Raw genomic sequence first — 13,449 nt, forward strand, 5'->3', positions numbered from 1 at the left:
TGTTCGTACTTCATATTATGGGAGCTAATTTTTTCTTTTATTTTACCTAGAACGAGCGCACTTTCGCAAGAGGTCTATTGAAACTTTGTTTAAATTAACACTCATAGTGTGTAGATTTAAAGCCGTTACAAGCTTTAAATTTTTTTATTGATAAAAATTATAAAGCTTAAAATATTTGGCGAACAGGTTCGGAAATTGAGAAAAGCTAGGGGGCTAAGCCAAGAGGAGTTAGCTGAACTAGCAGAACTGCATCGAAATTACATTGGTGGCATTGAACGTGGCGAGAGAAATGTTGCACTTCTGAATATTGTGCGTCTAGCTAAAGCTTTGGAAGTACCGCTAAGCAAATTGTTGGAGGGGATAGAGTAAATGACTTCACCTTATGCGGGGCTTGCCACAGAAGATTGGGCAGTAAAAACGCGGGAGCTGATAGAGATACATCCACTTAGCCCCAACGAAATATATGAAGTAGTAATTCAAGTCTGGCGAGAAATATTTGAATCTAATCTAACCAGTAAAAACTATCAAATAGGTGTAGATTTATTTCCCCGCCCCCAAATTATGGGATACTTTTTGCACGAACTCATCCCATTAGAATTGGCTAGGCGATACCCAGAAATTTGGCGCCGCGAAGAAACTGCTACTGAAAAAGATATAGTCTGTCTTCTAGATGATTGCTTCTCGATAGAGATTAAAACGTCTTCAAGTAATCGTAATACATATGGAAATCGCAGTTATACTCAACTAAGCACTACTGGTATAGAAGGAAATAAAAATAAATCGGGCTATTATCTTGTTATTAATTTCCAGAAATTTAACAAAAACGTTCAAGGCTCACAAGTACCGCAGATTAATTTAGTCAGATTTGGATGGTTAGACCGAGAAGATTGGCAAGGTCAAGCGGCTACAACTGGGCAACAAGCGAAATTAAGTCCTGCTGTTGAACGTTATAAATTGCTGCAACTACCAACTTTAGAATAAAGATAACTGTGCTTCTCTGAGTTCCTTGTCCATCAAAAAATTATCTATTCTACTAGCGACAATCTCACAGTAATCAGCCCTAATTTCAAATCCAATAACTTGACGCTGCAAACCCAGAGTCACAATTGCTGTAGTACCGGAACCCATAAACGGATCTAAAACAATTTCGTTTAAATTCGATGCAGACTTGATGATGCGCTCGACAACAGCAACAGGAAATTGAGCGGGGTGAGGCGTGCGTTCTTTTGAAGCTCGGTTTTTCCCCGACGTAACTTTTGGGAACTGCCAAACATCCGTCGGATTTTTGCCTTTTAAGTTTACTTTAATCTTGCCGTTCTTTTTCTGATTCGGATATTTCACATTTGGATCGCGCACTTCATCCAAATTAAATGTATACTGGTACTGATTTTTTACATACCAGAGAAACTTTTCATTGCGGGGTGAAAAGAACTTGCTGCCCGCAACTCCCGCGCCGTAGTTCCAGACAACTTCTTGAATTAGATAAAAAGGCACTTTGTCCCAAAGCAGATAGGAAATCGGAATTGCCTTTGCCCGATCGCGAATTGACAAATAACCTAAATTAAGCCAAAACGCTCCTCGATCGAGCGTTACCCGGTAAACCTCTCCTATCCACTGCTCGCACCAGTTTAAATACTCATCTAACACCAAGGATTTTTCGTACTCTTTGCCGATGTTATAAGGCGGGCTGGTAACGGTTAAATCTACAAATTGAGCGGGCAGCAGCTTCAATGCTTCCAAACAGTCCATGTTATAAATTAAGCAATTAGGAGCTTGGAAGTACGGTTTACCTAAAAGCCTCGCGATATCAGTCAAGCTCATGCAATATTAGGGAAAGATTTTATTGACAAAGTACAAGATTTATAGTAAGTGAGTTCAGAAATCTTGTCAAACTCATCTCGATCGTGGAATCCCCCTGTCGGAAACAAAAGGTTACAATCGAAAATACATTCTATTTCCATAACATTACTGTTTATAGCTTGAACTCCTCAGTGACAAATAACAACACCTCAACTCAATCCTTTCAATTTGACTCAATTGACAGCGCCCTCGTAGACCTCAAAGCAGGTCGCATCGTGGTAGTAGTCGATGACGAAAACCGCGAAAACGAAGGCGACGTGATTTGTGCCGCCCAATTCGCCACCCCCGACAACATCAATTTCATGGCCGTGAACGCGCGGGGTTTGATTTGTTTGGCTTTGAGTGGCGAAAGGCTCGATCGCCTGGAACTGCCCCTCATGGTCAGCAAGAACACCGACAACAACCAAACTGCCTTCACTGTCAGCATTGATGCAGTCAACGGCGTCAGTACCGGCATCTCGGCCGAAGACCGCGCCCGCACCATCCAAGTAGCCATTCACCCGGACACCAAACCTCAAGACTTGCGCCGTCCCGGTCACATTTTCCCCCTGCGGGCGATCGACGGTGGCGTCCTCAAACGCGCCGGTCACACCGAGGCCTCGGTTGACCTCGCCAGACTCGCGGGTCTGTATCCCAGCGGCGTCATCTGCGAAATTCAAAACCCCGACGGTTCGATGGCGAGGTTGCCGGAATTAATCGAGTACGCCAAACTCCACAACCTCAAAATAATCAGTATTGCCGACTTAATTAGCTACCGACTCAAGCACGATCGATTCGTCCGCCGGGAAACCGTCGCCAAATTGCCCACTCAATTCGGCGAGTTTATGATTTACGCCTACCGCGACACCCAAGACAATTCAGAACACGTTGCTATTGTCAAGGGCGATCCGGCAGAATTTAAAGACAAACCCGTGATGGTGCGGGTGCATTCCGAATGCCTGACCGGCGATGCTTTGGGTTCCCTGCGCTGCGACTGCCGGATGCAACTGCAAGCGGCACTGAAAATGATCGAAAATGTCGGTTCTGGCGTCATCGTTTACTTGCGCCAAGAAGGTCGGGGTATTGGATTGGTAAATAAACTAAAAGCTTACTCGCTGCAAGATTTGGGATTCGATACTGTAGAAGCCAACGAACGGTTGGGATTTCCCGCCGACTTGCGGAACTACGGCGTCGGAGCACAAATGCTCAACGATTTGGGAGTAAAAAAAATTCGGTTGATTACCAACAACCCGCGCAAAATTGCGGGTTTGAAAGGTTACGGGATTGAAGTAGCCGATCGCGTCCCCTTACTAATTGAAGCCACAGATTACAACTCGATCTATCTGGCAACAAAAGCCGAAAAACTCGGTCATATGCTACTGCAAACTTATTTAGTAACAGTGGCGATTCAGTGGAACGAAAAAGGAGAAGGAAAAGAGGAAGATTCTGCCATTCAAAATCGGTACGAACACCTCGAAAAACTGCGGCATTTTGCGGCTAACCAGCACTTGCTGCTGCAAGAAGAAGCGCGGCCGGTGGGCATAGCCCTTTTCGGAGAAGGCTCCCTCATCGTTCACCTCGGCTTCGATCAAGCCGGACTCGCAGCCCCCGACTGGTACTTGGATGTAAACCATCCTTACGTCAAGGCGATCGGCCAAATTTTGGATGAAATCAGCACTGAGCCGAATTTGCAAACATTAGAATTCATGGTTTCCTCCGGTGGAGATCCGCTCAAAACCCTGCAAGTCCAGCTCGATCGCGAGACATTCCTGTTGTCGGAATTAACCAGAATTTGCGATCGGCTCGAACCTCAAAAAATCTACAGTTTTGCTCCTCTTGCCTGAAAGCAGAAGGTAGAAGCTAACCCCCCCTACCCCAGCAGGGGGGAAGGCAGCAGCCCAGAAAAACAGTGAATTTTAGAACAATACTTGTTGATACCAGCATCTTCCATTCGTCAGAAAGCAGCCACCAATAACAACAGTGAATAACAATGTGGATTGCCGTCTAATATTATGTCCGGTCGATTACCAGAAATCAGGTAGGGGCGGGTTTACCAACAATATTTGCCAATAATTGACAATCTCAAAAACCCGCCCGGTCGAGATATTATGGTCAATCCATCGGACATGATATAACAAGTCGATATAGCGACACTTGATAGAGAACCTTCGATGCACATTTATATTATTAAGCAGTATTAATAGTCATTAAATCATTCAAGAGGCTTTTTAATTAATGTTAATTTTTTTAGACATTGATGGTGTACTTATTCCTGACAGAAGACATGAAACATCGAGCTTGCCAACAGATATAATGAAATTTAATTCGGCTTGCCTTAATCACTTTGAGAATGTCCTTCGTTCCTATCCTAATGCGCGAGTAGTAATTTCATCATCCTGGCGTGAAATATTCCCCTTCGAGGTAATACCGCCATTATTTTCACCAGATATCGCTATCCGTATTATCGGATACACCCCTTTTCTCAACCCCAAAAATATTCATCAACACAAATATTTACGACACCAGGAAGTTCTTGAGTATCTTCGACAAAATCAAGCAGAAAACTCACCTTGGGTAGCCATTGACGATATTCCAGAACACTATCCGCCAGATGCACCAGTTGTGGCTATTGATGATTACAATGGTTTTGACCAGAACTCAGCAAAGATACTTTCAGAATATCTAACTTGATTTCAAAGGTTAGGAAAAAAGTATCGGAATAGAGAGGGTAAATTTGACATGGAAATGAACGTTGGTGACTTTCTGCACCGACTCGATCTCAGGGGACAAGCACTTAAAGGCACCAACCTTGGCGGTGCGGAACTCCGGGGAGCCAACCTCCGAGGCACGGATCTCCGAGAAACTAACCTCAGCGGCGCTATGCTCAGGTATGCAGACCTGATTGAAGCCGACCTCACCGGCGCCAATCTCAGCGGGGCGGATTTAGCTGAATCATTTCTTAATTTAGCTAACCTCACTAGAGCTAATTTGACTGGTGCTGTCCTCCGAGAAGCTAATCTCGTAGGAGCCGAATTCACGGGCGCCAACCTCAAACAAGCAAGTTTGATCAAGGCTAATTTAGTAGGAGCAAATCTCCACGAAGCCAACTTAACCAGAGCCAACCTTAGCGGGGCGGATTTACGCGGTTCTCAGTTGAGCGGTGCCATTTTAGACAAGGCCGTATACAACAACCGGACTATCTTTCCCGAAGATATTGATCCGGGTGCAATGGGAGCATTTTTGCTAGCTCCCAATGCTTCTCTCCCTGGCTTAAATCTGGCTATGGTAGATTTGACCGAAGCGGATTTAAAAGGAGCCGATTTGCGGCGGACAAACCTATACCAAGCTATTTTATTTGGCGCAAAACTCGATCGGGCAAACTTAGCAGGAGCCAACCTCAGCGGAGCGGACTTGAGGGAAGCCAGTTTGAACGCCACGATTTTAGAAAAAGCTGTTTACAGCAACAAGACTTTGTTTTCCGAAGGCATTGACCCCGCTCTGGGCGGAGCTTATTTAATTGCTCCCAATGTATCGCTGCAAGGGGTAAATTTAACCGGAGCCGACTTAAACGGGTCAGATTTAAGCGGAGCTAATTTGAGCGCTTCTAACTTAACTTCGGTCAATCTCAAAAATGTAGACCTCAGCAGAGCTAGCTTAAAAAAAGCTTACCTCAAAGGTGCAAACTTGGAGGGAACAGATTTAAGAGGAGCCGATTTAAGCGGCGCAATTTTACACCAAGTAAACTTGAGTTCTGCTGACCTCCGGGGTGTAGACTTAACCAGGGCTGACCTCAGCGGCGCTAATTTAAGGGATGCCGATTTGAGGGAGACAGATTTCACCGGAGCTACTTTGCTGTTCGCTAACTTGAGCGGGGCCGACTTGAGAGGTGTAGACTTGACAAAAGCTGACCTCAGTGGCGCTAAGTTAAACGAAGCTGATCTCCGAAAAGCAGATTTGATGAGAGTAAATTTGGAGGGAGCAGATTTAACTGAGGCCGACTTGAGCGATGCTCATTTATTCCGAGTTAATCTCAGAGGTGCTAACCTGAAAGGTACTAACCTCAAAGGCGCAAGTTTAAAAGGGGTATTTTTGACTGACGCTTATTTGAGCGAAACGGATTTGACAGATCTAGATCTGAGTCCAAGTTTTTTTGAATTGCCGCTAGAATCGGAATGGTAATTAGTCATTTGGCAGTTGGCAGTTGGCAGTTGACAGTTGACAGGAAAGCAGTCATTTATCTGAACAATCTAAAATCTAAAATCTATCTGAACAATCTAAAATCTAAAATCTAAAATCTAAAATGGATCGACCGTTAGGCTCTGTTATTCAAGGTTCCCTGAGCAAGGGATTAGAAGTGCGACTGCACGCCGATGTTTCGGTGGAAGATATGAGGGTGGGGAAATTTCTAGTAGTGCGGGGGGTGCGATCGCACTTTTTCTGTATGCTCACCGATGTGTCTCTGGGAACTTCTAGCGCCCGCATTTTATCGAATCCTCCCAATCCCGACGACGATTTTCTGCTGGCAGTGCTAGCTGGTAGCAGCACCTACGGTACGATCGAACTGTCGCCGATGTTGATGTTGACTGCTGAAAGAGAAAAACAGCAGGCAATTTTCGACCCGACGAAAAACGGCGGAGTTCGCGAGAATAAGTTGGCGTTAGGAAATTTGGCTTCTTTTGAGTCACAAACCGGGGCGGATATTGAGTTGCTGCCGGTCAAAACTATTCCCAGCCACTTTTCGCAGGTGTTTGATGCCAAAGAAACTGATTTTCGGGCAGTTTTTGGCTGGGAAGATGACCCGTATCGCCGCAATTTTGCGATCGGCAAACCGATTGACATGGACGTTGCTGTGTGCTTGGATCTAGACCGATTTGTGGAACGCAGCAACGGAGTTTTTGGCAAGTCGGGAACTGGAAAATCTTTTCTGACTCGCTTGCTTCTGTCGGGAATTATTCGCAAGCAAGCTGCAGTTAATTTAATTTTCGATATGCACTCGGAGTACGGGTGGGAAGCTGTTTCGGAAGGGAAACAGTTCAGCACTGTTAAGGGTTTGCGGCAGTTGTTTCCCGATAAAATGCAGATTTATACCCTCGATCCAGAATCGACAAAACGCCGGGGAGTCCGCGACGCTCAAGAGTTGTTTTTAAGTTTCGATCAAATTGAAGTGGAAGACATCGCGCTAGTGCAGCGCGAGCTAAATTTGTCGGAAGCTAGTATCGAAAATGCGATTATTTTGCGAAATGAGTTGGGCAGTGGTTGGATCAACAAGTTGCTGGAAATGACCAACGAAGATATCCAAATGTTTTGCGAAGAAAAACGGGGAAATAAGTCTTCGATTATGGCTTTGCAGCGAAAGTTAGAGCGATTAAACGATTTGAAATACATTCGGAAACGCTGTCCGAAAAATTATGTAACTGAAGTTTTGCAGTGTTTGGATGGCGGCAAAAATGTAGTAATTGAGTTTGGTTCCCACTCGGATTTGCTGTCGTATATGTTGGCTGCAAATGTGATTACTCGCCGCATTCACCAAGCTTACGTGCGGAAAGCAGAGAAGTTTTTGCAGAGCAAAAATCCGTGCGATCGCCCGCAGCCATTGGTGATTACCATTGAAGAAGCTCACCGCTTTCTCGATCCGGCGATCGTGCGATCGACTATTTTCGGTACAATTGCCAGAGAAATGCGAAAATACTTTGTCACCCTGCTAATTGTAGACCAGCGTCCTTCTGGCATCGATGCGGAAGTCATGTCGCAAGTCGGAACCCGCATCACAGCCTTGCTAAACGATGATAAAGACATCGATGCTATTTTTACCGGCGTTTCGGGAGGGCAGAGTTTGCGTTCAGTTTTGGCAAAACTCGACTCCAAACAGCAAGCATTAGTTTTGGGGCACGCTGTACCGATGCCCGTAGTCGTGCAAACTCGCCCCTATGACGAGCAATTCTACAGAGAAATCGGGGATATTGACTGGCAAGAAATGCCCGATGAACAAGTATTTGCCGAGGCAGAATCTGCTAAAATGGATTTAGGATTTTAGATTGATAAGTGCTAGATTCATTATAGAACTTAGGCGAATTTTCCTGTAAATTAGTCTTGGCGAAAAATTGGCGATCGCTGGCAATGACAGAAATATGAAGATTTTTGCTTCAGTTATAAACGAAAAAGAGCGATCGATCGAACCGGAAAAAAATTAGCCCCCAGCTTTCCGTCAGAAGCTTTTCCCCTTTCACCCCCTTACCCCTCATCCCTAACTGCCCAAAATTTGCATAAGGTTAAACATGATGGAGATCGTGGAGCCTCGCAGTACAATGAAAGTCAAACAGGGCAACAGCCAGCTTTTATACACCTTTTGGTTACTCGTAGCAGAATTTGCTTAGCATATTTAAATAAAAATGTCAATAAATATTTTAAACACTTACTGGCATCTAATACGGCGATCGAGTTCGGTTATCTCGCATCCCACCATCTAGGCAGCGAGAAAATTTCAAGCGATGATGGAACAGAGAGCAAAACAAAGCCCTCGAATTGCATGAGTCTGTTTGCATGAGTATTGTGAAGTTGAGTGGCAGTTAAAACTAACAGGGAATTCAAAACCTTAAGGAAAAATGTAGAATCTTGACCTTAAGACAGAGGTTTTTACTCTTTACGATCCTCAAAATTGGGAATAATATTGAGAAAACTAAACTCTTGCTTCACTTCGCCTTGAACTAGCCGTTAAAGCTAGCGAGCTACCGAAAATCGAGGGGGATTACTGGAAAATCCAGCACAAAAGTAATTCCAAACAAAAAGCTTCTACCGATCGTCACCGATAAACAAGAGGGGAAACATCCCCTTTGTCGCAGTCTTTATCCCACTTGCAAAAGTGGGACAGGGTATCACCAACTTTTTATCTGTTGTTACAAGGAGTGCAATACTCACCCATGTCCACCACAACCCCCAAAAACAAAACAGTGAAAGCCGATCGCATGGGCAGCCGGCCATACTCCTCAACGGATACGGTTCGTACCTATCTGCACGAGATCGGTCGCGTACCCCTGCTAACCCGAGAAGAAGAAATTGTTTTCGGGAAGCAGGTGCAGCAAATGATGAAATTAATCGAAGCAAAACAAGCACTTGCTAAAGAATGGCAGCGGGATCTGACGAATCAAGAGTGGGCTGCCGAAATGGAGTTGACCGAACCTGAACTTAGCCGCATCTTACAAATAGGGCGGCGGGCCAAGCAAAAGATGATTGAAGCCAATTTGCGGCTAGTAGTGGCGATCGCCAAAAAATACCAGAAACGCAATATGGAATTCTTGGATTTAATTCAAGAAGGCACCCTCGGTTTAGAACGAGGAGTCGAAAAATTTGACCCGATGCGGGGATACAAATTTTCTACCTATGCCTACTGGTGGATTCGGCAAGCAATTACCCGCGCGATCGCCCAACACGCCCGCACAATTCGATTGCCAATTCACATCACCGAAAAACTCAACAAAATCAAAAAGGTGCAGCGGGAACTCACCCAGCAGTTGGGCCGGTCTCCCTCCCCTGCCGAAATTGCCGCCGCTTTGGAACTGCACCCTTCCCAAATTCGGGAATACCTGCTGATGGCAAGACATCCAGTTTCTTTGGACTTGCGGGTAGGAGACAACCAAGATACCGAACTGCAAGAACTCTTAGAAGACGAAACGGCATCTCCAGACAACTACATTACCTCGGAATTACTGCGGCAAGACCTCAATACTTTGATATCAGAACTTACCCCCCAGCAGCGAGATGTAATAATTTTGCGCTTCGGTTTGGAAGACGGCACAGAAATGTCTCTAGCAAAAGTCGGAGAACGGTTAAATCTCAGCCGGGAACGGGTGCGGCAGCTAGAACATCAAGCCCTTGCCCACCTGCGGCGCCGCCAATCTCAAGTCCGAGAATACTTGGCTAGTTAGTCACTAAAAAAGTTGAGATTTTCCCCAAAATCTCAACTTTTTTTTTCTTGTTGGCGCTGCAGGGAAGAATACTTTTATACAGTTAAAAAAAAGAATCCAACTGTAGGCCAGTGTTCCAAACCCTTATGGAATAGGTCAGGCCAAATTATTCAGTTATTTAATATAAAATTTAAAATCTAAAATGGTATTATTTGAGAGGTCGATCGCCCGATCGGGGCGGAGGCAAAATTTGTCAAAACTAATCTTAGATTTAACTTCAGGAACCGGGCGGGCGATCGTTCCTTTAAGTTTATAGCCAATATTAAGCCAAATACCCGGTTTCTCTACAATCTTGGTGAAACTGGTACAAGAGGCGCTTGGAACCAGCTATTTTAAATTTTGGGGTCTGGAGTGGTTTTGACTTATTTCATATTGACAGGAAGTTTAGAAGCGATCGCGATCGTGCTGGCTCTCTCGCCCGGTAACTTCAGCATCGCATTCCCCGCACGCCGGGCACAGGACTGGGACATCAAATCCGGCGTTTTAAGCTCGCAATCTCTGCCAAATCCTGGGGCAGATACAGCTAGCACAGGTTTAGCAGATGGCATTTACCTCTACGGCCAGTCGAGCCAGCCAGAGGAAATTAAACAAGAATATTTTGTATTTGAAATGCGGCAGAGTAAGGTAGTCGGCGCTTTTTACCTGCCTCGGTCTGCTTTTTACTGTTTTTACGGCACGGGCGATCAAACTCAGTTAAATTTAACAGTAGTGGATAGTTACGACGGCAGTCGCTCTCCCTACTCGGTAAACCTGCAACAGTATTACCCAATTTCTACCATCAGCGAGAACGATCGGCGCATCTTGGGAATTTGCAAAGAATCTCACAAACAGCAGGTGTGGGAAAAGTAGGAAACACGCACTGCGCCACCAGTCAATCGATTTTAGATTTTAGATTTTAGATTTTAGAATTGAAGAAAGCAACCCGACTGATACATCGGACACCCCGGAGCAAATTGCTTTCGGTCAGGGTTCAGGAAACAGTAGTAAAATTGCTCCTGAGTTGAGATTTCGGACGGACACCACACACATGGCAAGATGAAACTGCGTCGGAAAACACTATCGATTGTTGGCATTACCATTGCTGGATTGACTGGCATTCTGTATGTCGCCTCCTCAAGCATCCTCTTGGGCAGTCTGATCAAAGCAGAGGAACAAGAAGCCACACAGGTTGTCAAGGGAGTGCTCAGCGTGTTCGGGCAAACCGCAGATGACTTCAACTCGCGCTTTGCCGACTGGTCGTCCTGGGACGACACCTACACTTTCATCCAAAACCGCAACTCAAAATTCATTGCCTCCAATTTAATTCCAGAAGGGCTGGCTAATATAAGAGTTAATATAGCCATTTTTGTCAATACTTCTGGCAAAATAGTTTATGCTACGGGTTTAGACAGCGAAAAGCTGAAATTAACGCCTGTTCCAGAAGCATTAAAACGGCGCATTTCTCTCAGCGACCCGCTGTTGCAGCACCCCAACGCCAAAAGCAGCCTCGCTGGTATCCTGCTGCTACCGTCAGGGCCAATACTGATTACTTCCCGGCCAATTCTCACGACTAAAAGCACCGGCCCGATCCGGGGTACGCTGGTATTCGGGCGCAATTTGGATCCTGCGAGCATTGCGAAGGTTTCTAAAATTACTCGCTTGCCACTCATTGTACACAGCGTTAATGAGGCTCAGTTGCCTGCAGACTTCGAGAAAGCGCGGGAGAAACTGTCGGAAAAAAAACCGATTTTTGTGCGTCCTTTAAGCGAAGAGTCGATCGCGGGTTACACTTTGATCCGGGATATTTACAACCAACCTGCGCTGCTATTGCGGGTGGATATCCCCAGAGAAATATATCGGCAAGGTCAAATTAGTTTACTGTACCTGCTGGGGTCTGTAGCGCTAGCGGGAGTTGGGTTGGTCGGCTGCACTCTGCTGCTGCTAGAGCATCTGGTGCTGTCTCGGTTGAGCGGTTTGGCGAAAGCAGTCAACCACGTCAGCAGCAGCCAAGACCTCTCGGTGCGACTACCTGTGACGGGCGAAGATGAGTTGTCCGACCTTGCCCATACTATCAACGGAATGTTGAGTGCGATCGCCCAAGCCGAAAGCGAACAACTCGAGGAAAAAGCCCGCTACCGAGCTGTCGTGGAGCAAGCTACAGATTGCATTTTCCTGTGGGACGCTCAAACCAAACGTCTTTTGGAAGCCAATACAGCGTTTACAGACTTACTTGATTACAGTCTTGATGTGATTTCGCAACTGACTATTTACGATATCATCGCTTACTCTAAAGATCTGATTGACAACAATATCGAGTTGCTGCTGACGGACAAACAATTCAGAATTGGCGAAGTTCTCTACCGCCGCCGAGACGGTTCCTGCGTGGATGTAGAAGTGAGCGGGAGCGTGATTTCCTACGGAGGCCGCGAGATTATTTGCACAGTTGTCCGCGACATTACCGAGCGCAAGCAAGCAGAAGCCGAACTGCGAGCCTCGGAAGAACGCTACAGACTTTTGTTTAAAAATAACCCCCATCCGATGTGGGTTTACGATTTAGAAACTCAGGAATTTATAGCCGTCAATCAGTCTGCTATCGAACACTACGGCTACACTCGCGACGAATTTCTCAACATGACCGTTGCGGACATTCGTCCCCCCCAAGAGCTGCCGAAATTGCTAGAAAATATATCCCAAGTAGATGCCGGTAGTGAGTTTGCAGGTGTGTGGCAGCACCAGAAAAAAGACGGAACAATTATTGATGTAGAAATTACTTCTTATGGTCTGGTATTTGATAGCAGGAATGCTGAATTAGTTCTGGCTCACGACGTGACCGACCGCTTGCAAGCCGAGGCCGAACTCTACAAGGCAAAGGAAGCAGCAGAAGCAGCTAGTTTGGCTAAAAGTCAGTTTTTGGCTAACATGAGCCACGAACTACGAACTCCTCTGAATGCGATTATCGGTTACAGCGAGATTCTACAAGAAGAGGCTTTAGATTTGGGCGAAGAAAATTTTGTGTCTGATTTAGAGAGAATTCACAATTCAGGCCAGCTTTTACTAACCTTAATTAATGATATTCTGGACTTGTCGAAGATTGAAGCCGGTCACGCGGAAGTGGAATTAGAAACTTTTGACGTGTCGGAGGTCGTTCAAGATGTAGCTAGAACTGTGGAACCGCTATTTTTGCGAAATACAAATCGCCTGAATGTGGAGTGTCCTAATAATATTGGCGAATTGTATTCCGATCAAATTAAGCTTACTCAAATTTTGTTTAATTTGCTCAGCAATGCAGCTAAGTTCACTCATAAAGGAACAATTCTACTTAGCGTTGAAAGAATTAAAAATGACGAGAATAGTTGGGATTCAGAACAGTTAATTTTTAATTGTAGTGATACTGGGATTGGGATGACTCCTGAACAGCTACAAAAGTTATTTCAACCTTTTACGCAAGCTGATGCTTCGACTACCCGCAAGTACGGAGGTACGGGTTTGGGTTTGGCAATAGCGCAGAAATACTCTCAGATGTTGGGGGGAGAAATTACTGTGGCTAGCGAGTTTGGCAAGGGGTCAACATTTACCTTAACGTTACCAGCATAGATCGATTTTAGATTTTAGATTTTAGATTTTAGATTTTAGATTTTAGATTTTAGATTTTAGATTTTAGATTTTAGAT

10 protein-coding genes are annotated in these 13,449 nt (G+C 45.2%); 9 read left to right on the forward strand and 1 reads right to left on the reverse strand.

Annotated features, from left to right (window positions below; all coding sequences use genetic code 11):
- The first annotated feature begins 147 nt into the window (after positions 1-147).
- Both QT979_RS27545 and QT979_RS27550 read left to right on the forward strand, forming a co-directional pair.
- Positions 148-369 carry a helix-turn-helix transcriptional regulator gene (locus QT979_RS27545; protein WP_333216410.1) on the forward strand — a complete coding sequence of 74 codons (222 nt, stop codon included), beginning with the start codon at positions 148-150 and terminating at the stop codon, positions 367-369.
- A complete protein-coding gene (locus QT979_RS27550) occupies positions 370-981 on the forward strand; it encodes a ScaI family restriction endonuclease (RefSeq protein WP_333312250.1) in 612 nt (203 codons plus the stop codon).
- Here QT979_RS27550 and QT979_RS27555 read toward each other — a convergent pair.
- Positions 973-1,821: a site-specific DNA-methyltransferase gene (locus QT979_RS27555; RefSeq protein WP_333216415.1), complete on the reverse strand. Its 849-nt coding sequence runs from the start codon at positions 1,819-1,821 to the stop codon at positions 973-975. The genes QT979_RS27550 and QT979_RS27555 overlap by 9 nt on opposite strands.
- Positions 1,822-1,991: 170 nt before the next feature.
- Between QT979_RS27555 and ribBA the strand changes: the two genes are divergently transcribed.
- The 7 genes from ribBA (at position 1,992) to QT979_RS27590 (ending at position 13,373) form a co-directional block, all read left to right on the forward strand.
- Positions 1,992-3,683 (forward strand): bifunctional 3,4-dihydroxy-2-butanone-4-phosphate synthase/GTP cyclohydrolase II, encoded by a 1,692-nt coding sequence (gene ribBA, locus QT979_RS27560; protein ID WP_333216417.1) that lies wholly within the window; start codon positions 1,992-1,994, stop codon positions 3,681-3,683.
- A 391-nt stretch (positions 3,684-4,074) separates the two neighbouring features.
- Positions 4,075-4,530 (forward strand): HAD domain-containing protein, encoded by a 456-nt coding sequence (locus QT979_RS27565; protein WP_333216419.1) that lies wholly within the window; start codon positions 4,075-4,077, stop codon positions 4,528-4,530.
- Positions 4,531-4,578: 48 nt separating this feature from the next.
- Positions 4,579-6,018, forward strand: coding sequence for a pentapeptide repeat-containing protein (locus QT979_RS27570; RefSeq protein WP_333216421.1), 1,440 nt, complete (start codon positions 4,579-4,581; stop codon positions 6,016-6,018).
- Positions 6,019-6,139: 121 nt separating this feature from the next.
- Positions 6,140-7,873 carry an ATP-binding protein gene (locus QT979_RS27575; protein ID WP_333138683.1) on the forward strand — a complete coding sequence of 578 codons (1,734 nt, stop codon included), beginning with the start codon at positions 6,140-6,142 and terminating at the stop codon, positions 7,871-7,873.
- 883 nt (positions 7,874-8,756) lie between these two features.
- A complete protein-coding gene (locus tag QT979_RS27580) occupies positions 8,757-9,761 on the forward strand; it encodes an RNA polymerase sigma factor, RpoD/SigA family (protein WP_333216423.1) in 1,005 nt (334 codons plus the stop codon).
- A gap of 390 nt (positions 9,762-10,151) precedes the next feature.
- Positions 10,152-10,649 (forward strand): hypothetical protein, encoded by a 498-nt coding sequence (locus tag QT979_RS27585; protein WP_333229819.1) that lies wholly within the window; start codon positions 10,152-10,154, stop codon positions 10,647-10,649.
- Positions 10,650-10,835: 186 nt separating this feature from the next.
- Positions 10,836-13,373 (forward strand): CHASE4 domain-containing protein, encoded by a 2,538-nt coding sequence (locus tag QT979_RS27590; protein ID WP_333312251.1) that lies wholly within the window; start codon positions 10,836-10,838, stop codon positions 13,371-13,373.
- The last annotated feature ends 76 nt before the right edge of the window (positions 13,374-13,449 follow it).

This window comes from Microcoleus sp. w2-18bC1 (genome assembly GCF_036700365.1).
Lineage (GTDB): Bacteria > Cyanobacteriota > Cyanobacteriia > Cyanobacteriales > Microcoleaceae > Microcoleus.

What these genes read in the sequence shown, in the direction of transcription:
- QT979_RS27565 (WP_333216419.1), top strand. Translation starts at nt 4,075, where the DNA reads ATGTTAATTTTTTTAGACATTGATGGTGTACTTATTCCTGACAGAAGA.
- QT979_RS27580 (WP_333216423.1), top strand. Translation starts at nt 8,757, where the DNA reads ATGTCCACCACAACCCCCAAAAACAAAACAGTGAAAGCCGATCGCATG.
- QT979_RS27550 (WP_333312250.1), top strand. Translation starts at nt 370, where the DNA reads ATGACTTCACCTTATGCGGGGCTTGCCACAGAAGATTGGGCAGTAAAA.
- QT979_RS27570 (WP_333216421.1), top strand. Translation starts at nt 4,579, where the DNA reads ATGGAAATGAACGTTGGTGACTTTCTGCACCGACTCGATCTCAGGGGA.
- QT979_RS27590 (WP_333312251.1), top strand. Translation starts at nt 10,836, where the DNA reads ATGAAACTGCGTCGGAAAACACTATCGATTGTTGGCATTACCATTGCT.
- QT979_RS27555 (WP_333216415.1), bottom strand. Translation starts at nt 1,821, where the DNA reads ATGAGCTTGACTGATATCGCGAGGCTTTTAGGTAAACCGTACTTCCAA.
- QT979_RS27575 (WP_333138683.1), top strand. Translation starts at nt 6,140, where the DNA reads ATGGATCGACCGTTAGGCTCTGTTATTCAAGGTTCCCTGAGCAAGGGA.